Origin of the sequence: uncultured Fibrella sp., assembly GCF_964250085.1 — a bacterium.
Taxonomy (GTDB): Bacteria; Bacteroidota; Bacteroidia; order Cytophagales; family Spirosomataceae; genus Fibrella.
In genome coordinates this window covers 322,898-346,870 of the sequence record NZ_CAXUEC010000002.1, presented here as the reverse complement: position 1 = coordinate 346,870, position 23,973 = coordinate 322,898, and the positions used below count along the sequence as shown (strand labels likewise).

General features: G+C 53.2%; 19 protein-coding genes and 1 tRNA gene. 12 read left to right on the top strand and 8 right to left on the bottom strand.

Annotation, left to right across the window (positions count from 1 at the left end):
• Positions 1-52 precede the first annotated feature (52 nt).
• The 5 genes from waaF (at position 53) to ACFE8Q_RS06960 (ending at position 6,129) form a co-directional block, all read left to right on the top strand.
• Positions 53-1,147 carry a lipopolysaccharide heptosyltransferase II gene (waaF, locus tag ACFE8Q_RS06980; protein ID WP_375444651.1) on the top strand — a complete coding sequence of 365 codons (1,095 nt, stop codon included), beginning with the start codon at positions 53-55 and terminating at the stop codon, positions 1,145-1,147.
• Positions 1,148-1,259: 112 nt separating this feature from the next.
• On the top strand, positions 1,260-3,041 hold the full coding sequence (locus ACFE8Q_RS06975) for a carbamoyltransferase (RefSeq protein WP_375444650.1): 1,782 nt from the start codon (positions 1,260-1,262) through the stop codon (positions 3,039-3,041).
• A 26-nt stretch (positions 3,042-3,067) separates the two neighbouring features.
• Positions 3,068-4,042 (top strand): glycosyltransferase family 2 protein, encoded by a 975-nt coding sequence (locus ACFE8Q_RS06970; RefSeq protein WP_375444649.1) that lies wholly within the window; start codon positions 3,068-3,070, stop codon positions 4,040-4,042.
• 23 nt (positions 4,043-4,065) lie between these two features.
• Positions 4,066-5,109 carry a glycosyltransferase family 9 protein gene (locus ACFE8Q_RS06965; RefSeq protein ID WP_375444648.1) on the top strand — a complete coding sequence of 348 codons (1,044 nt, stop codon included), beginning with the start codon at positions 4,066-4,068 and terminating at the stop codon, positions 5,107-5,109.
• Between the two features lie 201 nt (positions 5,110-5,310).
• The gene (locus tag ACFE8Q_RS06960; RefSeq protein WP_375444647.1) at positions 5,311-6,129 is read left to right on the top strand and encodes a DUF892 family protein; all 819 of its coding nucleotides are present in this window, start codon (positions 5,311-5,313) and stop codon (positions 6,127-6,129) included.
• 468 nt (positions 6,130-6,597) lie between these two features.
• Here the strand turns inward: ACFE8Q_RS06960 and ACFE8Q_RS06955 are convergent, their stop codons facing one another.
• Positions 6,598-7,962, bottom strand: a complete 1,365-nt coding sequence (locus ACFE8Q_RS06955) for a hypothetical protein (protein ID WP_375444646.1) — start codon at positions 7,960-7,962, stop codon at positions 6,598-6,600.
• Positions 7,963-8,138: 176 nt separating this feature from the next.
• On the opposite strand from ACFE8Q_RS06955, the gene ACFE8Q_RS06950 reads away from it, so the two are divergent.
• The gene (locus ACFE8Q_RS06950) at positions 8,139-8,780 is read left to right on the top strand and encodes a response regulator (protein ID WP_375444645.1); all 642 of its coding nucleotides are present in this window, start codon (positions 8,139-8,141) and stop codon (positions 8,778-8,780) included.
• 119 nt (positions 8,781-8,899) lie between these two features.
• A complete protein-coding gene (locus tag ACFE8Q_RS06945; protein WP_375444644.1) occupies positions 8,900-12,223 on the top strand; it encodes a two-component regulator propeller domain-containing protein in 3,324 nt (1,107 codons plus the stop codon).
• Positions 12,224-12,356: 133 nt separating this feature from the next.
• Here the strand turns inward: ACFE8Q_RS06945 and ACFE8Q_RS06940 are convergent, their stop codons facing one another.
• From ACFE8Q_RS06940 to ACFE8Q_RS06920, 5 genes are all read right to left on the bottom strand, one after another.
• The gene (locus tag ACFE8Q_RS06940) at positions 12,357-13,640 is read right to left on the bottom strand and encodes an adenylosuccinate synthase (protein ID WP_375444643.1); all 1,284 of its coding nucleotides are present in this window, start codon (positions 13,638-13,640) and stop codon (positions 12,357-12,359) included.
• Positions 13,641-13,708: 68 nt separating this feature from the next.
• Entirely contained in the window at positions 13,709-13,954 is a 246-nt protein-coding gene (locus ACFE8Q_RS06935; protein ID WP_375444642.1) for an HNH endonuclease, read from the bottom strand.
• A 66-nt stretch (positions 13,955-14,020) separates the two neighbouring features.
• A complete protein-coding gene (locus ACFE8Q_RS06930) occupies positions 14,021-14,254 on the bottom strand; it encodes a hypothetical protein (protein WP_375444641.1) in 234 nt (77 codons plus the stop codon).
• 27 nt (positions 14,255-14,281) lie between these two features.
• Positions 14,282-14,797 (bottom strand): Fur family transcriptional regulator, encoded by a 516-nt coding sequence (locus tag ACFE8Q_RS06925; protein ID WP_375444640.1) that lies wholly within the window; start codon positions 14,795-14,797, stop codon positions 14,282-14,284.
• Positions 14,798-14,962: 165 nt separating this feature from the next.
• Entirely contained in the window at positions 14,963-17,212 is a 2,250-nt protein-coding gene (locus ACFE8Q_RS06920) for a RelA/SpoT family protein (RefSeq protein ID WP_375444639.1), read from the bottom strand.
• Positions 17,213-17,546: 334 nt separating this feature from the next.
• On the opposite strand from ACFE8Q_RS06920, the gene ACFE8Q_RS06915 reads away from it, so the two are divergent.
• A tRNA-Leu gene (locus ACFE8Q_RS06915) sits at positions 17,547-17,628 on the top strand.
• Positions 17,629-17,738: 110 nt separating this feature from the next.
• The gene (tig, locus tag ACFE8Q_RS06910) at positions 17,739-19,097 is read left to right on the top strand and encodes a trigger factor (RefSeq protein ID WP_375445144.1); all 1,359 of its coding nucleotides are present in this window, start codon (positions 17,739-17,741) and stop codon (positions 19,095-19,097) included.
• 109 nt (positions 19,098-19,206) lie between these two features.
• On the opposite strand, the gene ACFE8Q_RS06905 is transcribed toward tig, so the two are convergent.
• Entirely contained in the window at positions 19,207-19,620 is a 414-nt protein-coding gene (locus ACFE8Q_RS06905) for a helix-turn-helix domain-containing protein (RefSeq protein ID WP_375444638.1), read from the bottom strand.
• A 221-nt stretch (positions 19,621-19,841) separates the two neighbouring features.
• Here ACFE8Q_RS06905 and ACFE8Q_RS06900 point away from each other — a divergent pair, with 221 nt between their 5' ends.
• Positions 19,842-20,546: a ClpP family protease gene (locus tag ACFE8Q_RS06900; RefSeq protein ID WP_375444637.1), complete on the top strand. Its 705-nt coding sequence runs from the start codon at positions 19,842-19,844 to the stop codon at positions 20,544-20,546.
• A 74-nt stretch (positions 20,547-20,620) separates the two neighbouring features.
• On the opposite strand, the gene ACFE8Q_RS06895 is transcribed toward ACFE8Q_RS06900, so the two are convergent.
• A complete protein-coding gene (locus ACFE8Q_RS06895) occupies positions 20,621-22,084 on the bottom strand; it encodes an arginine deiminase family protein (RefSeq protein ID WP_375444636.1) in 1,464 nt (487 codons plus the stop codon).
• 180 nt (positions 22,085-22,264) lie between these two features.
• Between ACFE8Q_RS06895 and ACFE8Q_RS06890 the strand changes: the two genes are divergently transcribed.
• Entirely contained in the window at positions 22,265-22,750 is a 486-nt protein-coding gene (locus tag ACFE8Q_RS06890) for a Dps family protein (RefSeq protein ID WP_375444635.1), read from the top strand.
• 124 nt (positions 22,751-22,874) lie between these two features.
• Positions 22,875-23,951, top strand: coding sequence for a M20 family metallo-hydrolase (locus ACFE8Q_RS06885; RefSeq protein ID WP_375445143.1), 1,077 nt, complete (start codon positions 22,875-22,877; stop codon positions 23,949-23,951).
• Positions 23,952-23,973: the final 22 nt, after the last annotated feature.

The window sequence follows — 23,973 nt, the reverse complement described above, 5'->3', positions numbered from 1 at the left end:
TACCCAATCCCTAATTGACCATTTACCCAGTCCCCTAATCGACCAACCCCCTATGACGAACAAAAACTGGCCCGACGGCTCGCGCATTTTATGTGTTCGGCTGGATAACCTTGGCGACGTGCTGATGACGACGCCCGCGTTCCAGGCGATGAAATCGGCCTGGCCCAACTGCCAGTTGACCCTGCTGACGTCATCAGCCGGAGCGGGCGTTGGTCGTTATGTACCAGCTATCGACGCCGTCATCCGCTTCGATGTGCCGTGGGTGCAAGGTGGAGACAATGAGCCCGAAGCCATTGTCGACATGGCCAATGAACTAAAAAAACAGCATTTCGACGCGGCGGTGGTGTTTACGGTACAAAGCCAGAATCCGTTGCCAGCGGCCATGTTGTGTTATCTCGCAGGCATTCCGAAGGTGTTGGGCTACTGCCGCGAAAATCCGTACCAACTCATGACCAACTGGGTGCCCGACCCGGAAGTGCTGGTGGCTACCCGCCATGAAGTAGACCGGCAACTGGCTCTGGTAGAAACCGTAGGCTGTCAGCGGCCGAATGATCTGCGTTTGCAACTCAGGATCGAAGAAAACGACCGGCAAACTGCCCGCGAACTCCTGGAACGATATGGCCTCGACGCCGCCCGCCCGTGGCTGATTCTGCATCCCGGTGTCAGCGAGGCCAAACGTCGTTACCCTGCCGACCAATTTGCCGCCGTGGCGCGAACACTGATCGATGAGCACGACTACCAACTGGTGCTGACCGGCACTGCCGATGAATATGAACTGGCGGAATCTATTCGACGCAAGCTGGGTGGGCGGGCCATCAATGTAGCAGGTGGCCTGTCGCTCGGCCAGTTCATTGCGCTCGTTGCCGATGCACCGGTGTTGCTGTCGAACAACACGGGGCCGGTGCATATCGCCGCTGCCGTACAAACGCCGGTGGTGGTAGTATACGCCAAAACAAACCCGCAGCACACGCCCTGGAACGTACCCAGCCAGGTGCTGTACACCAACGTACCCAGCGAATTACGGTCACGCAATGTGCTGCTTCAACACTTCCCCGAACCGGCCGAACCAATGGCGTCTCCCGAGGCTATCGTCGAGGCCGTACTCAGGCTGGCAACTTCTTCGTTGTCGCTTGCCTGTGGCGCGTGACAATGGGGACCCGACTATTTACTGACAGCGAAGGCTCTGCGCCCCGGCGTAGCGGCCACTTAATGACGCGAAGCAACTGACAAGTAATAACCACTTACTAATCACTCAACTTATGTACACGCTAGGAATTAACGCGGCTTTTCATGACCCGGCGGCGGCGCTTGTTAAAGACGGAATTGTGCTGGCGGCGGCTGAAGAAGAACGCTTCACCCACATCAAGCATGGCAAACGGCCCATTCCTTTTTCGGCCTATGAACTGCCCTACAATGCCATCGACTTCTGTCTGAAAACCGCCGGTATTCGCCTGACCGACGTCGACCATATTGCCTATTCGTTCGATCCGGCGCTATTGCCCGATGGCCAGTCCGGCGAGTCGACGGTAACAATCCCGTTGCGGCCGGAAGGGGTTGCAGCCATGAAAAACGGTGACCATGATCCGTACGAAGGGCTTTTTTTGTCGGGTATTCTCAATGCCCCCGGTCACCTGGTCGACGGGGTACCGGTGCACCTGGCCGAGCGGTTCCGGGGAACTTCGGCGCAGGGGCCGTATCAATGGCATTTCGTGAATCATCACGTGGCGCATGCGGCGAGTGCGTTCCTGCCCAGCCCTTACGAAAAGGCAGCGGTGCTGGTGCTCGATGGGCGCGGCGAAGTGGCCACCACCAGCTACTGGCTGGGCGAAGGCAACCAGATGACCCTGCTGGGCGAGGTGCAGTTACCGCATTCGCTGGGGTTGCTCTACGAAGAACTGACCACGTACCTGGGCTTCCTCCACTCGTCGGATGAATATAAAGTAATGGCGCTGGCTTCGTTCGGGAAACCCATGTATGTCGACCATTTCCGCCAGCGTATCCGCGTTGATGAGCAGACGGGCAGCTACACCATCGCGCCGCTCGACCTGGTCAGTACGTTTGGTGAAGCGCGGCTGAAAGGTGGCCCGCTCAACGAGTTTCATTTCGATCTGGCGCATTCGGTGCAACTGGTGCTAGAAGAAACCGTGTTGAAATTGATTACCTGGCTCCACCAGAGAACCGGGGCCGACAGCCTGTGCATGGCCGGTGGTGTGGCACTCAACTGCGTCATGAATGCCCGCCTGCGCGATCAGGGACCGTTCAAAAACATCTGGGTACAACCCGCCGCTGGCGACGCCGGTACGGCCCTCGGAGCGGCCATGTGTGTAGACGCCCAGCAACGGCAGACCAACGAACGGCGCTACGAGATGACCCACGTTTACCTGGGGCCAAGCTTCAGCGACGACGAGATCGAAACGTTTCTGAACTGGTCGAAGCTGCCCTATCGCCGCCTGACCGATGTATCGCAGGAGGTGGCAACGTACCTGGCCGACGGACATATTATCGGCTGGTTCCAGCAGGGAATGGAGTTCGGCCCGCGTGCACTGGGTGCCCGTTCGATTCTGGCCCCGCCATTTCCCGCCGAAATGCAGGCGCGGCTCAACGACCTCAAAGACCGGGAAGAGTTCCGGCCGGTGGCTCCGGCGGTGCTGGAAGAAGCCGCCGATACGTATTTCCTGAACGCCCGTCAGTCACCGTTTATGCTGTTTATCAACGATGTACGTCCCGAAATGACGCACGCCATTCCTGCTGTTACGCATACAGACGGTACTGCCCGTATTCAGACGGTGAACCCGCAGCAGAACAAACCGTACTACGATCTCATCCGGGCTTTTGCCGATCTGACCGGCGTGCCGGTGCTGGTCAACACGTCGTTCAATACCCGCGGCGAACCCGTCGTCTGTACCCCCCGCGACGCCGTTGAATCGTTCTGGACCTCACCGCTGGATGCCCTGGTGATCGGCTCATTCATGCTGACGAAGAAACCACAGACGGCACCGCTGGATAGCTTAGTGAGGGAAGAAGTAAGCGCGTTTCAGTAGTCTATGAAACAGACCTCGAATACAGCATGACTCCTCAAATCTCTGTCATAATTCCTACGTACCAGCGACCTGAGCTGTTGCGGAAGTGCCTTACTGCGCTGGTGCAGCAAACACTGTCGCCCGCGCAATTCGAAATACTGGTGGTTGATGATGGTGATCAGCCCCAAACGGCCCTTGCCGTGCGTAAAGTGGCGCAGGAAACTGGCCTGTCGGTGCGTTACCTGGCACAGCCCGAACGCCGTGGCCCGGCGGCGGCCCGCAACCGGGGCTGGCGCGTGGCACTGAGCCCGCTGATCGCTTTCACCGACGATGACTGTATTCCTGATCCAAACTGGCTGGCGGCGGCGCTGGCCGGTTTCGGTCAGGGAGCCAGCGTGCTCACCGGCCGACTGACCATGCCGCTGCCCGAACGACCCACCGCCCATGACCGCACAACGGCACTGCTGGAAACAGCCGAGTTTATTACGGCCAATCTGTTCTGCAAACGGTCTGTACTTGATAGCGTTGGCGGGTTTGATGAAGCCTTTGACAGTGCCTGGCGCGAAGACAGCGAACTCCAGTTTAAACTGCTGCGGCTGGGCATTCCCATTACGCCCTGCCCCGAGGCGCTGATCGTACACCCCATGCGCCCGGCCCCCTGGTATGCTCCCCTGCGCGACGAGCGGAAGAACCGGTACGATGCCCTGCTGTACCGAAAACACCCCGACCTGTTCAGGCAGCGTATTCCGGCCTATTCATCGCTAGTTCGTCGTTACTACCTGATCGTCAGTTCCGTACTGGTTAGTGGAATGGCCGTTATAGCCGGAGAGCGGACGATGGTTTTCGCCGGGTTGACCTGCTGGCTGTTGCTAACGCTGACCTTATTAATCGAGCGATTATGGAGTCAGGCGTTTAGCTGGCAGTCGTTGGGTCAGGCGGTTGTGCTGAGCGTGGCTACTCCGTTTTTATCGGTGTACTGGCGGTTGTACGGAGCCGTAAAATACCGGGCTCTGTATTGGTGATGGGCGTTTGAGCGAAAACGTTTATGGACAAATTAACGCAGGCACTTGGCCATCCACCCCGAACGATCGCTTTGTTCCGGGCCATTAAACTGGGCGATTTGCTCTGTACCGTGCCTACGTTTAGGGCGTTGCGGCAGGCGTTTCCCGACGCCCACATTGCCCTCATCAGCCTACCCTGGGCGCATGAATTTGTAACGGCCTATCGCGATTGCATCGACGAGTTCATTGCATTTCCCGGCTGGCCCGGTCTTCCCGAACAGCCCGTCGATCCGGCTCAGGTTGTGGCCTTTCTGAGTGATATGCAAGTTCGCCGGTGGGATGTGGTGATGCAACTTCAGGGAAATGGTACGCTGGTCAATGCCATGCTCAGTTTGGTGGGAGGCAAGGTGTTGGCAGGCTATTTCATGCCCGATATACCTTCTGAACGATGGGCCGAACAGGCGGGTCTTTTTATGCAGTACCCGGCACCGAGCCATGAGATTCACCGCCACCTCAGCCTGATGACGTACCTGGGAATTGCTGATCAGGGCACCGAAACCACGTTTTCGATCAATCACGCCGATGAGGAACGTACCTGGCAACTGCTCACCGCCAGTGAACTGGAGCCGCACGGTTACGTATGCATTCATGCGGGTGGGATTTCGGGGCGACGGTGGCCAGCGTATCAGTTTGCCGCCGTAGCCGACGAGTTGGCCCGGCAAGGCTACCAGATTGTATTGACCGGTACAATTGCTGAGCAACCAATCATTTACGAGGTGAAATCGTTGATGATTCGCCCGGCAATTTCGCTGGCCGGCCAGACATCGCTGGGCGTTTTGGCCTCACTACTGAATCAGGCTGCCCTGCTGGTTAGCAACGATACGGGCGTTGCCCACCTAGCCATTGCCAGCCAGACGCCCAGCGTTGTCATCTACACGTCGGCCGACCCCGCCGAATGGGGACCCCTGAATAGGGACCGGCATCGGGTAGTGCGGGAAAGTAATCCGAACGTGTATGAACAAGTGCTTCGCGAAGCCGCCACCTTGCTGGCTTCGCAAACTGGCAAAGGGGAGACTAGGGTCAAGTAATCAGGTAGTTACTGGTTTCGGCAACGTACCTGCGTGTAGAGAAAGTGAACAGTTGTCCATTTGTTCTACTGTTTTTGTAGAATAAATTACTCACAATTGTTTCATGAAAAAAGCTAACTAACACAGTGTCAACAGGTGGTATGGAAGTTGCCCTAAAAGTTGTCGTAATCAACTAGTACAAAACAAAACTCAACTTAAGTTATGGCAACTATTGGCAAACAGATCGCTGATTTTTTCTCGGGCGGCTCAACAACTGACAATGACGAAGGACTCCGTAGCCTGTTCATCAATGAATTGAAAGGCGTTTACTACGCGGAAAAAGCGTTGGTTGATAACATGCCAAACATGGCAGACGCGGCTACGACAGATCAGGTACGTCAGGCGTTTCAGCTACATCTGGAAGAAACCCGCAATCAGGTGACTCGCCTCGAGCGCGTTTTCCAGAGCATCAATGAGGAGCCTGATACAATGACTTGCAATGCCATCGACGGCCTGGCCGACGACGCCGATAACGTCATCAGCCTGACCGATTCTGGTTCACTCACCCGCGACGCTGCCCTGATTATTGCTGGTCAGAAAGTGGAGCATCACGAAATTGCCGCCTATGGTTCACTTCACGCGTTGGCCCAATTGCTGGGTTATACAGAAGCGGCCCAATTGATTGAGCAGACGTTGCAGGAAGAAAAAAATACAGATAAGAAGTTAACCCAACTGGCCGAAACATTCGTGAATGAGCGGGCAAAGTCAGAAGGAAACAATGACTCAACGTATTCAAGCCCGAATCGTCGGAATTACTACGACGATGACGACCTGCTGAACACGAACGTAGGCAGCACAAGCGGTAGTCAGTCGGGTTACGCCAGTGGTGCCAACTACCAAAGCGGCTCGGCTTCAGGTACGTCGACTACCTACGGTTCCGATACCACAACGGGCAACTCCGGCACACTGGGCTACTCAACAGGTTCAGGCCGTGAAGGCTCGTCGGGCAACGCTACTTCGGGCGGTACGCTTGGTGTATAAACTGGCTTTTCAGCGCCTTCCTCCATAAAAAAGTGGCCCCATCTAGTGTAGGTGGGGCCACTTTGCTTTATCAGGACAGGCAATTTAGTTCATACACAACTGCCCCAGGCGTAACTGTCTGCCGGGAAGATCATAGCGAAATATGCCTTCCAGGGCCGTATCATTGGTCGGAACGGTGTTGGCTCCGCTGTTGTAGAGCCCCCATAGCCATCGGTCAGACTACACCCGTTGGCGTTGCTGCCCGTTTTGTACATACTCGAACGTATCTAAACCCGTCTGCCCGTGGCCGATAAGGAATTGATGGCTCCCTGCAAACCGGTGGTAGTGGTGGCCCAGCTTGTAGCAGTCGCCGGGTTGGTATCAGGGCCGCTGATTGACACGTACCGGATGGTCTGGGCCTGGGCAGTCAGGCAGTTAAGCAGCGCATTAAGGTGTAGAAACGGAGCATTAAATGCTGCTGGCAGGTATTCACATCGGCTTGTATGAATTCATGTCCAGATTGATCCAGATCGGTACTTCGAAAGTAACCCCCCGGGTTTCAAATTTGACATTGGCGTTGGCCTTAGTAGTACCCGTACAGTACACCCGCCGAAGCGTAACCGATACCTTAATTAGAAACTCAGCCATCCCTTTGGCGTTGGCCGGCGCTTCGTACATGACCTGCGCTGGCAGATACAGCCCTTTCCCCAGCGCAGAGTCGGTCAGCCCGTTCAACTGGTAGCCTTTGTAGGCTTCGCCTGTAAACAAACCCGCAAAGCTATCCGTAGGCCCGTACTTCGAGATGTTCGACAACTCATACGGGTTGTTGTACGGCACAAGACCGCCCGCCCCGTCATCGAGCGAACCCGACATACGAATGTTGAACGAAGCCACCACCTCCTCGGCCGTCGGCGGATCCAGGGTATAGCCCTTCACCGTCCGCGAATAGGACGCGCTCTTGGTGTTCGAGTTATTTACGCCACCAGTGGGACCACTGGGACCGACAGACAGATCAACGCCGGACGTGTTGGCAAAGGTGGAGGTCATCTGGCCTTCGATATTGTTGCTCACGTTCGGCACTTCCATCAGTTGTACATTTTTGGAGTTGATCAGGCTGATTTTGGCCGATTCATAGAACCAGCCACGGGCCTTGGTGGTGTTGTCTTTAATGCTCCCCCGACGCTCCAGCACTTTGGAATCACCGATGTCCAGCAGCAAAATCTGTTTGCCGGTGTTGGCCACGTGCATACTGGGCTTAACCACAAGTTGCAGATTGGCGATCTGCCCGCCGGCATCGTCACCCCTGACGGGCAAATCCTGCGTGATCGGGGCTATCGACATATAGACATGTTTGGCATCTGCCGACAGTTGGCCGGTCGGGATGTTGCTTGCTCTGTGCCAGTAGGCCGAGTTCCAGCCCTCGGAGCCGATCTTGCTCAGTTCAAGCGGCCCCCGCTCCACGTGGAGGTACTCGCCGGTGAACCGATTGATAATCAGGCTGATGTTCTTGCCGACCGATTTGAACGTCCACATCGCACTCCACCAGGCGGGTTGTATCGGCCCGACGGTCAGCGTTTTGGTCTCGCAGTGCAGGTAGCCGCCAGTAACGGTGTTTTTAATCCGGAAATAGCCATTTACCGGCTCCAGCTCCCAGGTGGCATTGGTTTCGGCAAGGGCCGGTTTGCCGTTGCTGATACCGATCTTGCCGGGCCGGTAAAAGTTGACCAGCACGGTCTGCGCGTAAGCACCGGAGCAAACAGTCCAAATTACCATGAACAGGCTTATAGCCAGGATACGATTTTTACTTAAACTGCTACGAAAGCGATGCACTGTCGATAGATGAGTGGATTTCATAGTAACGAAGTTTTTACGGGTTGGCCTTTAGTTGGCGATTCAAAATTGTCACCATAAACGCTGGCTCACAATCACCCCGCCGGGTGGTTTTCCTTGATAATCAAGCCTGTAAAATCACCCGGCGGGGTGGTTGGATCATGTGATTGACCTATTTACTTTTGGGTAATTTTACCAATATGAAACAGACCAGCATCAGTATCATTGAGGACAATAAAGTGATCCGCGACAACGTGGCTAAGTTTATCGGCTTTCACGAAGAGTTTGCCGTGATGATGGTACATGGCTCGGCGGAGTCGTTCTTTCACGCGCTCCGGGTCGATTCGCGGCTGAGTACCGATATTGTACTGCTGGACATTGGCTTGCCGGGCATGTCGGGGCTGGACGCCCTGCCGCTTATTTTTGAGCGATTGCCCAACGCCGACGTGGTGATGCTGACTACCTACGAAGAAGAGGATGTTATTCTGAAAGCCCTGTGTTCGGGCGCGTGTTCGTACATTTCCAAGAAAGCGAGCCTGCCCGAAATTGTCGATGCGTTGCGAATTGTGGTCAACGGCGGGTCATATATGTCGCCGTCTATTGCCCGCGAGATTGTAAATCACCTCATGGGCGGGCGCATCAGCAAAGCCACTATTCTGACCGACCGGCAGAAAGAAATCCTGGAGATGCTGGTCGATGGTAAAAGCTACGCGACGATCTCCACCCAACTATTCATATCGGTGGAGACTGTCCGCTCGCATATCAAGAAAATGTATAAAGTGTTGCAGGTCAACAACAAGACCGAAGCCATCACGAAGTACATGAAAGGCCAAATTGGATGAATTGCAATTCCCGGATATATCAGTTCATCCGCCTGTTTGGCGGGGCCGTCTGTGGATTGCTATTGTCCTGTAGTCAGCCAGGACAACCTACCGTTAGTAATGCTTTTCCAACGCCAACTGTGGTAGAAGCAAAGGGCCGGGTGGTGCCCCAGGACAGTATTCAGCTACCGGTTCAGGTGCCTTTACGCTCGCCAAAGGTGGTGAAAGCGGGCAAGCCGAGGGTGGTTTCGATACCCCTGGAAGCGTATGTGTTTCCGCTTCCAGACCGCCAGAAAGCGGGTAGTCCAACAGTGCGTGTGGCGGGGCAAAATGGGTATAGTCTGCCCAAACGGGTGGCTGCAACGCCTACTTGTGTATTGGCTGGTATTCCCGAAAAGAAACCCTCACAAACGCCCCTTTCTAAAGATCAGAACCCCAAAAACATTACCACCTTCGGGCTGGTACACGGGCTGAAAAACCTGAATATTTCGGAAGTGGTTCAGGATAAATTTGGTAATCTCTGGATCGCCACGGGCTTCGGCGGCGTCTCGAAATATGATGGAAAGTCGTTTACCACCTACACTGAGCGCGAAGGGCTGTGCAATAACACAGTGCTGAACATTCTGAAAGATCGGACTGGTAATTTGTGGTTTGCCACACAGGTAGGAGCCTCCCGATTCGACGGAAAATACTTTACCAACTACACGGTCAATGAAGGGTTACCAGCCGATATTGTCAACGAAATTATTGAAGATAAACACGGAAATATCTGGTTTGCTACCTATGGCGGCATTGCCCGCTTAAACCCGAGGGAGGATATATTCACCCGGTTCACCGTCGGCGAGGGGCTGGCGTTTAACCTGGTAAATCGAATTTTTGAAGATAATCAGGGGATAATCTGGGCCGGTACGTATAACCACGGCCTGTCGAGCCTAAGCATCCGCCAAACAGCGGCAGGAGAGTCATTCACGTTCAGAAATTATACCCAAAAAGAGGGGTTGCCGGGCAATAATGTCCTGGCCATTGCTAAGCACCACGACGGTACATTGTGGTTCGGCACTGATGAAGGCGCTTGTCAATATAAGCCCGCCACAGAGGGTCAGAATGCCTGGTTCAGGCAGTTTACCACCCAAAACGGTCTGATTGACAATAGGATAAATACGATCCTGGTGGATAAACAGGGGCAAATTCTGTTTGGCACCGAGCAGGGTATCACGATCTATGAAGACGCGGACCGTTCGGGCCGGTTTACCCACCTGACCGAACAGGACGGTCTGCCCAATCATAGCATTCTGTCGTTGTTTGAAGACCCTATTGGCAACATCTGGATTGGTACTGAAAGTGGCGTGTCTAAATACAGTGCCAATTCGTTCCGGTTTCTGACTGAGCAGGACGGCCTGACCGACAAGGCGATTCTGGCAATACTGGAAGACCGAAATGGCACCATCTGGCTGGGTACGTATGGGAGCGGCGTAATCCAGTACCACCCTCCGGAGTCTGGCCACAACGGCACTTTTTCCTACTATACAACCGCCGAGGGCTTGAGCGATAACGTGGTATATGCCCTTTATGAAGACCGGAAAGGGCATATCTGGATAGGCACCCGCGAGGGCGGTGTTACCGAGTTTACACCGTCGGCCAATGGAGGCGCAGGTACGTTCACGCAGTATACCCAGCAACAGGGGTTACTCTCCAACTTTATTGTATCCATGCTGGAAGATCAAAACGGGCATATGTGGTTCGGTCAGTTGAGCAAAATAGCCGGTGGAGTCAGTCGGTTTGATGGGAAGACGTTTACCAATTTTACCCAGGCACAGGGCCTGAACAGCCGGGATTTCTGGTCTATCGCGCAGGATAAACGGGGTACGTTCTGGTTTGGGTCGTGGGGCGAAGGATTCACCAAATACGAACCAGCCCCCGACGGGCAGAAAGGTCGATTCACACATTTCGACAAAATAGCTGGATTAAGTGCCGATAAAGTCCGTCCTGTCCGGGTCGATAGGTGGGGAGCTGTTTGGTTTGGCACCATCGGCGGAGGGGTTAGCCAATACAAACACGCTGCTGCCGGAAAACCCGCCCGGTTTATCCACTACACCGAACGCGAAGGGCTGAGTAACAACGATGTGCGCTCCATCCTGGAAGATCGGAAAGGGAACCTCTGGTTTGGTAATTATTATGGTATCAGCCGATTTTCGCCCACTGAAGGGCGTTTCGTTACGTTCACGCAGGAAGATGGTTTTCTGGGAACGGGCTGCATGACCAATTCGATTTGCGAAGACCGGACGGGTAAAATCTGGATTGGTACGACTAAAAAACTGACTGTTTTCGACCCGGAAAAGGTGCGCCCGGATACAACCCTGCCCAACGTTCAATTAACCGATATCAGGCTGTTTAACGAACGGATAGCCTGGCAAACCGACACGAGTTTAGTGCTGCCAAACGGGGTTAGGGTAGGCGGGTTCCGGTTCAGGCAGCTATCCGACTGGTACGCCATTCCAGAGGGGCTGAGTTTGCCTTACAACCATAATTTTATCGATTTTGATTTTGTCGGGATCAATACCAACACCCCACAAATGGTGCGGTATCAGTACCAGTTAGATGGTTTAGACGACACCTGGAGCAGCCCAACCAACCGTTCTGAAGCGGCCTACGGCAACCTGCTACCGGGCGCTTACACGTTTCGGGTGCGGGCCAGAAATGGGGACGGTCGCTGGAGTCAGGCGTTTCAATACGCCTTCCGAATACGCCCGCCCTGGTGGGAAACGGGGTGGGCGTATGTGGTCTATACGTTGTTCACTGCCAGTATTGTGTATGCCATTATTCAGTATCGGGTGCGGCAGGGTCTGGAACGAATCAGGGCACTGGAAGCGATACGAACCCGCATATCCAGCGATCTCCACGACGATGTTGGGTCTATTTTATCGGGCCTCGCCATGCAGTCGCAAATGATCGCCCTCACCGCCGGCGAGGATCAGAAAGATCCCTTAAACGAAATCAGCGACATGAGCCACGAAGCAATGGACCGAATGCGCGATACCGTTTGGGCCATTGATTCCCGCAAAGACAAATACGAAAACCTCGTTGACCGGATGAGGGCCTTTGCCGAAAAAAACCTTAATCTGAAGCAGATCAGCCACAATTTTGAGATTGCCGTCGACGATCCCCGCCAGTTTATCGACCCTCAGACGCGGCAAAATATCTATCTGATTTTCAAGGAGGCCATCAGTAACATCTGCAAACATTCGGATGCCCGGCAGGTAACTATTCAGTTCAGACAGAGCAAAAGCGGGCTTTACCTATTGATTCACGACAATGGTTCTGAGCGCAAGCCGACAAACTCCGATGGACTTGGTCTTAAAAATATGGCCATGAGAGCCACACAACTGGGCGGACACCTGGTTGCCAACTATGACAATGGTTTTACCGTTGAACTGGTGCTGGGTAAGAAAACCTGGACCGATTAGGTATAGAGTTATGCCTGCTATCTGCTCATCAATGGTCAGGCCACAGTACCTTTGCTCCCTGCACCTAGATGTCATTGAGTAAAGATACTGTGGCCTGATACTACAACACATTCAGCCGTAGAGAAACGGCGCGTTACACGCTCACTGCCTCCCGGTGAACCAGCGCTTCCCGGTCAGGGCCGGTTGATACGAAGCTGATGGGTAGATTCAGTTCTGCTTCGAGGTAACTAACGTACCCAGCCAGTTCAGCGGGCATTGCGTCGAAGGTGCGGATGCCGTCAAGTGACGTTTCCCACCCTTTAAAGTCTTTGTAAATCGGTACAACGTCTGTATCACACAGGTCGTACGGAAGCTGATCTGTGATTGTGCCGTCGGGAAGCTGGTAATGCGTACAAACCCGGATTGTATCGAAAATAGTCAGTACGTCGGCTTTCATCATCACCAGTTGGGTGACGCCGTTGAGCATTACGGCGTATTTCAGGGCCGGTAAATCGAGCCAGCCGCACCGCCGTGGACGACCCGTGGTTGAGCCAAATTCACGGCCTTCCTGCCGCATTCGTTCGCCGGTTTCTTCCAGCAGTTCGGTTGGGAAGGGGCCACTGCCAACGCGGGTGCAATACGCCTTGAAAATGCCATATACTTCGCCAATCTGCCGGGGCGCAATGCCCAGACCCGTGCAGGCACCGGCGGCCATTGTGCTCGAACTGGTCACGAACGGGTAAGAGCCAAAATCAAGATCGAGGAGCGATCCCTGAGCCCCTTCAGCCAGCACCCGCTTCCCAGTCTGTAGCGCATCGTTTACGTCATACTCGGTATCGCTGAGGGTAAATGTCTTCAGAAACTCGACGGCCGAGAAAAACTTCACTTCCGATTCCGCCAGCACAGCGTAATCGAACCTGAGCCGGTCAAGAATCGCCTTGTGGGCGTTCACGAGCGCATCGTATTTCTGCCGGAAGTTCGGCGACAGCACATCGCCGATGCGCAGCCCCTGCCGGGCTACCTTATCCTGATACGTTGGCCCGATACCGCGTAGGGTCGACCCAATTTTGGCGGCTCCTTTGGCCTGCTCATAAGCGGCATCCAGCAGACTGTGCGTGGGCACGATGAGCGATGCTTTCTTCGAGATGATCAGGTTCGCGTGCAAATCCAGGTTGAACTTGGCCAGCCCGTCAATTTCCCGCCGAAAAACGATCGGGTCGAGCACGACGCCGTTACCGATGATGTTGAGGGCATCGGGCCGGAAAATGCCGGATGGAATCTGGTGCAACACGTGCTTGAACCCGTCAAATTCAAGCGTATGTCCTGCATTGGGGCCGCCCTGAAAACGCGCAACAACCTGATATTGTGGCGCCAGTACGTCCACAATCTTACCTTTACCCTCGTCGCCCCACTGGAGGCCTAATAATACGTCTACCATTGAAATCTAAAATAAAATGGACCGTTCCTCAATGCGGTCCTCATCGTTAAAACGAAAAATGAATTCAGTTACTTCGCCAATAGTGGCTCGATTCGATAGTTGACAAGCTGAAAATGCTCTGACCAGATATCGGTTCGTGGATTGTAAAAACAGCTTAACTCATCCGTCAGCGTAACAGAGGCTATGTCGCTGCCTTTGTTGCCATTACAAATGCAACAGGAAAACGCCAGGTTAATCAATTCACCAGACCCGCGATGTTTCAGCGCGATAACATGATCGGCTTCAGCACTGAATCCCATATCGCGTTCAGCCATCAGCAGTATTCGCACCGAAATCCAGCTCGTTCGCCAACCTGCCTGCAGACTGCGGCCGAAATATAATCACCGCTTCTCGACATACTTGCGGGCGCGGGCTTTGGCCATACGAATAATGTGTTCCATGTCCTTAAAACGCTCTAATTCACGTTCTTCTTCCACAGAAAGCCTTGTTGTCCTGTTCTTGTACAGAAGTTCGCTCAGTTGACTTTGAGCCTCTTCTGATGGCTTAAAATCAATAATTTGCGCTGGTGTGACACCTGGCGCAATGAGATTGATTAGGTCAGCGTGTACGTTCATAGCTTTTGAGAGAGATCAGATAAACGCTTAGTCAACCTCGACGCGGCTGGCTGGTTCGCCCTGCCGGTCCTTCTCGCCTTCGCGCCGGTTTTCGCAGGGGTCGCGCTGGCACGAGCCGTAGAAGATCAGCGAGTGGTGCATGACGTTGAACTTCAGCATGTCGCCCACCATGTTCTGAATATTCTGAACGCGGGGATCACAAAATTCCATCACTTTATGGCAATCGGTACAGATCAGGTGGTCGTGTTGGCGGTAACCATACGATTTTTCATACTGCGCCAGGTTACGGCCAAACTGATGTTTCGTCACTAAGTCGCAGTCAACCAGCACGTCGAGTGTATTGTAGACCGTGGCCCGACTGACGCGATAGTTCTTGTTTTTCATCGAGATATACAGCTCATCCACGTCGAAGTGATCCGCGCGGTTGTAAATCTCTTCCAGAATGGCGAACCGTTCGGGGGTCTTCCGGAGTCCTTTATTTTCCAGATACGCCCTCAGAATGGTCTTCGCCGAGTCGATATTCGCTTGATTAGGAGCAGGCATGGGGCAAAGGTAATAAATGGTTTAAAGTCTAAAGTCTAATGTCTAAAGTTCAATGTCTACTGTCTAAAGTTGCTCTGCTACATCACACTTGAGTAGGTGTAGCAGAGCAACTTTAGACAGTAGACATTGAACTTTAGACATTAGACTTTAAACGTTGAACTGATTTCAGTCAAATCGCACCACATCGAATACGCCGTCGACGCGTTCAAGCTTGCGCATCAACACATCGAGGTGGCTGGTGTCATGCACATACAGCCTGATATTCCCCTCAAAGATGCCATCTTTGGAGTCGATCGTCACCGAGCGCATGTTGATGTTCAACTCGTTACTGATCACACGGGTAACGTCGTTGACAAGACCCATGCGGTCGGTGCCGGTAATGCGCAGGCCCGCCAGGAAAGCCAGTTCTTTCTGCGACGTCCACTTGGCCTTGATGATCCGGTTGCCGTGGTTCGACATCAACTCAACGGCGTTTGGGCAACTCACCCGGTGAATTTTAATGCCATCCATCACCGTGACAAAGCCAAAGACATCATCACCCGCAATCGGATTGCAACATTTCGACAACGTATAGTCGATCTTGTCCATGTCCTCGCCGATGAGGAGCGTGTCGCTGTCGGTGCGTTCGCCGTGAATTTTCTTGAGTTCTCGGGTTATCGCCTTGCCGTCCTGTGCCCCGTCGGTGTTCACTTTGTTGGCGCGGTTCTCTTTGGCTTCCTTGTCGGCCTTGAACTTGGTCAATTCTTTTACTTCGATATGGCCTTTGCCAACGCGGTAGTAAAAATCGCTGGTCGTTTTCGAGCCGAAATAAGCGCGTATCTGATTGACCAGCTCGTTGGTCATTTCCATACGCATGATTTTCAGGCGCTTGGTAATCAGATCTTTACCGTCTGTAATGTACCGCTTGTTCTCCTCCTTGATCAGGTCTTTGATCTTGGTTTTGGCTTTCGACGTCACTACAAACCGAAGCCAGTCTTCCTTAGGCTTTTGTTTGTTCGACGTGATGACCTCGACCTGATCGCCGTTTTGCAACACGTGACTGAGCGGAACCAGTACATTGTTGACCTTGGCCGCCATGCACCGTGCCCCAATCTGCGTGTGAATATCGAACGCAAAATCGAGCGCCGTAGCTCCACGTTGCAGCACTTTCAGCTCACCTTTAGGCGTAAAAACGAAGACTTCTTCGCTATAAAGGTTGCTCCTGAAATCGTCCAGAAACTCGATCGCACCGGTTTTGTCGCCCTTCTCGGCTGTTTCCAGCATTTCACGTACCTGGCCAATCCACGAGTCGATGCCCGCGCCGGTGCGGGTGTCGTTGCCTTTATATTTCCAGTGAGCGGCGTATCCTTTTTCGGCAATCTCGTTCATCCGCTCGGTCCTGATCTGCACCTCCACCCACTGCCCGAGCTTGCTCATAACGGTCGTATGCAGCGACTCGTAGCCATTGGCGCGGGGCGTGCTGATCCAGTCTTTCAGCCGGTCGGGGTTGGGTTTATAATGGTCTGTAACGATTGAATAAGCCCGCCAGCAGGCCGCTTTTTCCTGCTCGACAGGTACGTCCAGAATGATTCGGACGGCAAACAGATCGTAGATTTCCTCAAACGGTTTTTTCGATTTATTCAACTTGTTCCAGATGGAATAGATCGATTTGGGCCGCCCCTTGATCACATACGGGTAACCCGACGCAATAAGGTCGTCTTCGATGGGTTTGATGAACATGTTGATAAAGCGGTCACGCGAGGTTTTGGTCTCGCGGAGCTTCTTGGCGGTGTCTTTATAGGCTTCCGGCTCAACATATTTCAGATACAGGTCTTCCAGTTCCGACTTGATGGCGTTCAAACCCAGCCGGTGCGCCAGCGGTGCGTAGATGTAGATCGTTTCCGAGGCAATTTTCAACTGCTTGTCGCGGGGCATCGAGTCCAGCGTGCGCATGTTGTGCAGGCGGTCGGCTAGCTTGATCAAAATCACCCGTACATCATCGGAAAGCGTCAGCAGCATCTTCCGAAAGTTCTCGGCCTGTTGCGAGGTTCCGTATTCGAAAATGCCCGAGATTTTGGTCAGGCCATCAATGATGCGGGCTACTTTCTGGCCAAATCCCCGTTCAATATCGGCAATCGTTGTGTCGGTATCTTCAACAACGTCGTGTAATAAAGCGGCTACGATGGATGTCGTTCCCAGTCCGATCTCTTCAACGGCGATCTGGGCAACGGCAATCGGGTGGTATATGTAAGGCTCTCCCGACCGGCGGCGCATGTCTTTATGCGCTTCAGCCGAGGTATTGAAGGCCTTCTTGATCAACTTGGCATCGTTTTCTTTCAGATACGGTTTTGCTGACCGAAGCAGTCGGCGGTATCGTTTCAAAATCTCCTGCCGTTCCAGGTTTAGGTCGATGACAGGATCTGGGGCTGCAGTCATATCGTTGGTGTCGTTACGTCTCAAGTGTACTGTTCGTTGGACTCAACCTCAATGTACATGTTAAAAACAAAATATCCGGCAGCTTTGATCATAAAAAGATAATACGCTGGCGAAATTTCGCTGTAAATGATTCGAGTACAACGAGTCCATGATTTGGCTAAAGTAGGAGGCTGCGTTGTGAGTGGGTCAGGTAATTGGCGAACGTTATCGACGGGCGCGGAAGCGCCTGACGCAGATTCTGTAAAAAAACCAACGATATATTTGACTGCCTCAAAGTTCTTCGTACTTTTGCAGTCCCAAATCGATTGTCGTATTGAGGTCGATTGGTCTACCTGCGGGCGTGGCGAAATTGGTAGACGTGCCAGACTTAGGATCTGGTGCCGCAAGGCATGGGGGTTCGAGTCCCTCCGCCCGTACAAGTAAAGGAAGAGTGAAAGAGAAAAAGAGTGAAAGAGCGACCCAGTTATGATCACTCTTTGCCTTTTTGCCTCTTTCGCTCTTTATCATTTTAAACCGAATCGAACTAGTGGATATAGCCCTCGAAAAAGCCAGTGACACCAATGCGTCGCTGATTATTACGCTCAAACCAGAAGATTATAAAGCGGAAGTTGATAAGAAACTGAAGCAGTATGGCAAGCAAGTATCGCTGAAAGGCTTCCGTCCTGGCCACGTACCGGCATCGCTGGTGCAGAAAATGTACGGCAAGGGCATTCTGGTTGAAGAGGTGAATGGCCTGTTGAGCAAGAGCGTGACCAACTACATTCGCGAAAACAAATTGCAGGTAGTGGGCGACCCCATGCCGAATCGTGAAGAAGCTGATGCCATCGACTGGGATTCGCAGGATGAGTTTAAATTCAGCTACGAACTGGGTCTTGCGTCTGATTTCGAGGTTGACCTGGCTTCGCTGGGCTCGGTGAACCGCTACGAAATTGAAGCGGGTGACAAAGAAGTCAACGAGACGATCGAAAACCTCCGCACACAATTCCACTCGCATCAACATGCCGAAGAAGCCGGTGAAGGTGATACGCTGTTTGGTGAACTGAAGCAACTGGATGCCCCGGAAGGCGCAGAGCCCTTCGTTACCAAAACGGCGTTGCCACTCGCTAAAGTAGCCCCCGACGCGCTGGGTACGTTCCTGGGTAAGAAAAAAGACGAAACTTTCACCTTTGCGATGGAAGCGGCCTTCCCCGACGAAAAAGAACGGGCACTGGCAACCGGTGCTAAAAAAGAAGACGCCGGTAATCTGACAGGTGAATTCTCGTTCACGATTGAAGATGTAACCCGCCACGCCCCGGCCGACCTCAACCAGGAGTTTTTTGATAAAGTGCTGGGCGTAGGTGCCGTATCCGACGAAGAGACGTTCCGCACGAAAGTGAAGGAGATTATTGGTCAGAACTACGGTCGCGAGTCGGAAACGCTGTTGCGCAATGATGTTGAGAAAGCACTGCTCGACAATATCCTGATCAGCCTGCCCGATGAGTTTTTGAAGAAGTGGTTGCTTGACATGAACGAAGGCAAATTCACCGCCGAGCAGATCGAAGAGCAATATCCTGACTTTACCAAGTCGGCTAAATTGCAGTTGATCAAAAACCGGATTGCTGAAAAGAACGAGCTTAACGTATCGTTTGAGGAAGTGATGGAAGCAACCCGGCAGATGGTTCGTGAGCAGTTCGGTTTTGCCGGTAGCGACGGCGGCGAGATGGATGAAACCATCGACAAGATTGCCAAAAACTACCTGATGGACGAGAAGAATCAGGGACAAAACTACACCCAGACATTCAACCGCGTGTTTGACGATAAAGTAATCGACTACATCAAATCGCAACTGACCATCGTTGATCAGACCGTATCGCTCGACGAGTTCCGTGAGCGTGCTCAGCGTTAGTAAGCCTGATCGAGTGAACTGGATTTTATAGCTAAAAAGGCACTGCGATGAGTCGCAGTGCCTTTTTAGCTATTGTGTGGTAGGATAAAGGTGTCTTTGACAGGTATGCCTAAAATCCGATCTTGGGGCGTTCCTGCTTCTGACCAATTGCCCAGGCTAATTCAAGGGCGATCCGTTCGTCGTAGCGGCGTTTGTGGTAATCGACTTCCAGCCGAAGTTTATCCAGTTCAAGTTGCTGTCGCTCCACGGTGTTACGTAGTTTCTCCAGTTCATTGGGGGCAATCACAGTAGGTTCAATGGCTGCAGGTACGTCGGTGATCAGGTCAACGATGGTGCTGTCCAGCACGTCGGCGATCTGACCTAACCGACTGATTGTTAGTTCTGTTTTGCCGCGTTCGATGTCGCCGTAGGCGGTTGTTGATAAGCCGAGCAGGTCAGCCATGTTTTCCTGTGACAGGCCCCGCTGCAAACGGGCAAGCCGAATGCGTTCGGGAGTGGGTTGAGAGGCGCTTGGATGCTTCATGACAAGGAATAGCGAGGAAATCTCAAGAAAAAACGACAGGGATTCTTGTGTCTACAACGCAACTTTGTGCCGGATAAGTTTTGAAACTTACCATCTGACTCGTTCGTTACATTTTTAAATCTGTTTAACGGTCAATGTCCAAATGGTCAATGCTCCATTGCATCAGGCAAGGTGTCTTTGACCTTTAGACCTTTAACGTTAGACTTCCTTTAATCACACACATGCATTACGGAGACGAATTTCGCAAGTTTGCCGTCCACCACATGGGCCTCAATGGTCTGACGGTCGACGGGTATGTTAAGCACACCGTGAACAACCACTATGTCGAGAACATGACACGGTCGGTTATTGAAGAGCGGCCAATGAATTTCCGGGAGGTCGACGTATTTTCACGTCTGATGGCCGACCGGATCATTTTCATGGGAATGGGGGTTGATGACAACATCGCCAACATCATTGTGGCCCAGTTGCTATTCCTGGAATCGGCTGATCCACGGAAAGATATTCTGATGTACATCAACAGCCCCGGTGGCTCAGTGTATGCCGGTTTAGGTATTTATGATACCATGCAGTACGTCCGGCCCGATGTAGCTACGGTATGTACTAGCCTGGCGGCTTCAATGGGTGCTGTATTGCTGGCTGGTGGTGCCGCTGGTAAGCGTTCGGCGTTGCCACACGCACGGGTAATGATTCACCAGCCATCGGGTGGTGCTCAGGGTCAGTCGGTTGATATCGAAATCACGGCGCGGGAGATTGTGAAACTGCGCGAAGAGTTGTACCAGATTCTGGCCGATCACTCGGGTAAAACGTTCGAGGAGATCGAGAAAGATTCGGATCGCGACAAGTGGTTGCGGGCCGAAGAAGCCAAAGAATATGGCCTCATTGACGAAGTACTTCGCCGCGAGCGGACCATCGGCGAAAAATAGCCATCCGCTACAAGATGAAGCATACACAAAAGGGCGTTGCCGATTCATCGGCAACGCCCTTTTGTGTATAAAAACTATATTTTTTCCCGAAAAAGCGGCAGGCTCATGCAGTGACTACCGCCACGGGCGCGGCTTAATTCGGCCGATGGCAACATGATGAACGTATTTTCGATCATGTCGGGCGACGATTCACCCCGCTCAAACCGGTCGAGTACGTCGGCGGCGGTCACCACATCGAAACCGGCCTGCCGGAAGGCTTCGGCCGTATAATCATTCCGGTCATAGCCAACCACGACGCCATCTTTCAACGCCAGCAGGTTGCATGAATCCGTCCATTGCTCGCGGGCTCCGAACGGAAATTCGTTATTACCGGAATAAATGAACTGAATTGGTTCGGTAGCACCGAGGTCGTTCGTGCTAATACTGGACAGCAGATCTTCGAGGTTTTCGATCTTTACCGGCTTGTGTTCGTGCCCTTTTTTGAACTGGAGAATCTTGAGGTCTTCCGATAAATCTTTCGGGGCGAAAAAGTGCATCACATCCCGCTTCTTCGCCTCATCGCCGGTGCGGGCCAACGTACCCAGCAACACCCATACGTTGCGTTTCACCTGCGTAAAAACCGTGTCGATATGCATGTAATCGCGCTTTTTAGGGATCTTGACAATCGTCACGGTATCGACAACGTCTTTCTCGAAAACGAGCCGCATTACCTGTTGAGCCGCGTAGAGCGTGGTGCGTTCGCTGCACCCAACGAGCAGGTGCCGGGGCCCGATCATCATCACGTCGCCACCTTCGAGGGTCGACCGGCTCAGGTCGCGGGCCGTGTCGGAGTCGGGGAGGAGGAAGGCATGCTCATTGTCAGGAATCTCGATGATCTTGTCCTGATAATCGGCAAAAAGCGGGTGATTGAAAAAGATATACTGTGCCAGCAATGCCTCGCGGGTACGTGCCTGCTTGGCGGGTTTATTTAGCAGGATATGGTCATTGATGATGATTCCGATGTCGCGGGTGAAGATGAAGTTCGGCAGAGGGGCAAAGAGCATGCTTCGGTCGGGCAACGAGCCGGATATGAGGATCTTGGCAAGTTCCGACGGTTCTACGCCAGCTAATTTTTGCTGGGTTTTGAACGAGGTACGTTCAATGCCGCAGATAGCCGCGATCAGTTTAGTGCGGATGACTTCATCGGCCAGAATATCAGAGAGCAGGCACTGGATATCAATTACTTTTTCTGACGAAAAATAATCCGGGTGGCCGGGTTTAAAAAAGCCCCGATCAGTGCCGGGTGCCAGGTCGGCCACACGGCCTTTGATCTTGTCGGGGTCGAGGAAATACAGGAGCAGTTTAACGTAGAAGTCATATTCATCGCGCCGCATCATGTCGAGGTTCACGATGTCTTCAAAGAGCCAGTCCTGCGCTTTCGATGGAACAACCTTGCCTAATCCCCGGTCGGGACTATGGATCAGCAGGCGCCGGAGCGTACCAACTTCAGAGGAAACTCGGATGAATTCGGTCGTAGCAGGCGGGGTATGGGTAAGCATACAGACGAGTGTGGGTTGAAGGCGCAAGGTACGTGATTGACTTGTAAACGCACGGGTCAGGGGCGGCGGGCAAGTGAGCCACCGGTCTTAACAAACCGGCGCGTTATTGGTTAGGTAGGTAGACACTTCTTCGGGAATGTATCTATTTTATTTTCTATTTCGAACCTCTCAAATACGATTATGCAACCCAACATAGGCCTTGAACAAGACGTACTGAAGAAAGACAACGAGTTACTCAACGCGTTTCTGGCTGATCTACACGTACTATACATTAAAACCCGCAAGTTCCATTGGGATGTGAGCGGGCCAAGTTTCAAAGAGTACCACGAGTTTTTCGAGGAGCAGTACACGGCACTGGAAGAAGAAATTGACCAGGTGGCCGAGCGTATCCGGCAACTGGGTGGCCGGCCAATTGCCACGATGAAGGACTTCCTGAAAGAGTCTAGCCTGAAAGAAGACCATGACGGGCATATTCATACGCAGGAAATGTTCAAGCGCCTGTTGGTGGATCACGAACAAATCATCCGTGAACTGCGCGACGATGTGAAAACGACGGACGAGGAACTCGAAGACGCCGGTACAGCCGATTTTCTGACCGGTTTGATGGAAGCACACGAAAAAATGGCGTGGATGCTGCGGAAATACCTATCGGACGAACGGGGATAGTCGGCAAGCAGAACACTAGACAATCATCCTTTGTGAAGGTCGCTCGAACGTGGTGTTCGGGCGACCTTTTTCTTTGCACCTCAATCAGGACGCCGTTGAGAAAAAAGGCCGTTTCTTTGCCGTCATGATCACTGCTGTACCTGAAACGCTCGTCGACGGGGCTATTGCCCTGCTCAAATCGCTGATTGCTACGCCATCGTTGAGTCGGGAAGAGGGCCCGACGGCTGATTTGATCGCGACGTATCTGAGCCAGCATGGGATTGCCAGCCAGCGGGTGGGGCATAATGTGTGGGCACAGAACCGCCATTTCGACCCTCAAAAGCCTACGCTGCTGCTGAATTCGCACCATGATACGGTGAAACCCAACGCCTCGTATACCCGTGACCCATTTGCGCCGACCGTCGAGGAGGGGAAGCTATATGGTTTGGGCAGTAATGACGCGGGCGGTTGCCTGGTGAGCCTGCTGGGTACGTTCGTGCATTTTTATGACCGCACCGATCTGGCCTACAATCTGGTAATGGCCGCCAGCGCCGAAGAGGAAATTTCGGGGCGCGGCGGTATCGAGCAGTTGCTGCCCCACCTGCCACCAATCGACGTAGCGCTTGTTGGCGAGCCAACACAGATGCAACTCGCCATTGCCGAAAAGGGCCTGATGGTGCTGGATTGCACCGTTCACGGTCGGGCCGGCCACGCCGCCCGCGACGAAGGTGAGAACGCCATCACCAAAGCCATGCCTGATCTACAGTGGTTTCAGACCTATCAGTATCCGAAGGTTTCTTCTTTGCTCGGCCCTGTCAAACAGTCGGTTACGATCATTCAGGCGGGTACGCAGCATAATGTGGTGCCGGATACCTGTACGTTTACCGTCGACGTGCGGGTGACCGAGCAGTATACCCTGGAAGAGGTGCTGGCCATTATTCGGGCCAACGTGCAGGCCGACGTGGTGCCGCGTTCGGTGCGGTTACGGTCGTCGGGGATTGCGGTCGATCATCCGCTGGTGCAGGCGGGGCTGGCGTTGGGTCGCAGCATGTACGGATCGCCCACCTTGTCGGATCAGGCTCTGTTGCCGATGCCTTCGCTCAAGTGTGGGCCCGGTCATTCGGAGCGTTCGCACACGGCCGACGAGTTCATTTATCTTCACGAACTGGAAGAAGGCGTGGTTGGGTACGTTGCCTTGCTTGCGGGGCTGGTGCTGCGGTAAACTTTTCTGATTTCCCCGTTTA

What these genes read in the sequence shown, in the direction of transcription:
- ACFE8Q_RS06885 (WP_375445143.1), top strand. Translation starts at nt 22,875, where the DNA reads ATGATCACTGCTGTACCTGAAACGCTCGTCGACGGGGCTATTGCCCTG.
- waaF (WP_375444651.1), top strand. Translation starts at nt 53, where the DNA reads ATGACGAACAAAAACTGGCCCGACGGCTCGCGCATTTTATGTGTTCGG.
- ACFE8Q_RS06905 (WP_375444638.1), bottom strand. Translation starts at nt 19,620, where the DNA reads ATGAAGCATCCAAGCGCCTCTCAACCCACTCCCGAACGCATTCGGCTT.
- ACFE8Q_RS06895 (WP_375444636.1), bottom strand. Translation starts at nt 22,084, where the DNA reads ATGCTTACCCATACCCCGCCTGCTACGACCGAATTCATCCGAGTTTCC.
- ACFE8Q_RS06950 (WP_375444645.1), top strand. Translation starts at nt 8,139, where the DNA reads ATGAAACAGACCAGCATCAGTATCATTGAGGACAATAAAGTGATCCGC.
- ACFE8Q_RS06940 (WP_375444643.1), bottom strand. Translation starts at nt 13,640, where the DNA reads ATGGTAGACGTATTATTAGGCCTCCAGTGGGGCGACGAGGGTAAAGGT.
- ACFE8Q_RS06970 (WP_375444649.1), top strand. Translation starts at nt 3,068, where the DNA reads ATGACTCCTCAAATCTCTGTCATAATTCCTACGTACCAGCGACCTGAG.
- ACFE8Q_RS06920 (WP_375444639.1), bottom strand. Translation starts at nt 17,212, where the DNA reads ATGACTGCAGCCCCAGATCCTGTCATCGACCTAAACCTGGAACGGCAG.
- ACFE8Q_RS06955 (WP_375444646.1), bottom strand. Translation starts at nt 7,962, where the DNA reads ATGAAATCCACTCATCTATCGACAGTGCATCGCTTTCGTAGCAGTTTA.
- ACFE8Q_RS06975 (WP_375444650.1), top strand. Translation starts at nt 1,260, where the DNA reads ATGTACACGCTAGGAATTAACGCGGCTTTTCATGACCCGGCGGCGGCG.
- ACFE8Q_RS06900 (WP_375444637.1), top strand. Translation starts at nt 19,842, where the DNA reads ATGCATTACGGAGACGAATTTCGCAAGTTTGCCGTCCACCACATGGGC.
- ACFE8Q_RS06965 (WP_375444648.1), top strand. Translation starts at nt 4,066, where the DNA reads ATGGACAAATTAACGCAGGCACTTGGCCATCCACCCCGAACGATCGCT.
- ACFE8Q_RS06935 (WP_375444642.1), bottom strand. Translation starts at nt 13,954, where the DNA reads ATGGCTGAACGCGATATGGGATTCAGTGCTGAAGCCGATCATGTTATC.
- ACFE8Q_RS06925 (WP_375444640.1), bottom strand. Translation starts at nt 14,797, where the DNA reads ATGCCTGCTCCTAATCAAGCGAATATCGACTCGGCGAAGACCATTCTG.
- ACFE8Q_RS06960 (WP_375444647.1), top strand. Translation starts at nt 5,311, where the DNA reads ATGGCAACTATTGGCAAACAGATCGCTGATTTTTTCTCGGGCGGCTCA.
- ACFE8Q_RS06890 (WP_375444635.1), top strand. Translation starts at nt 22,265, where the DNA reads ATGCAACCCAACATAGGCCTTGAACAAGACGTACTGAAGAAAGACAAC.
- ACFE8Q_RS06930 (WP_375444641.1), bottom strand. Translation starts at nt 14,254, where the DNA reads ATGAACGTACACGCTGACCTAATCAATCTCATTGCGCCAGGTGTCACA.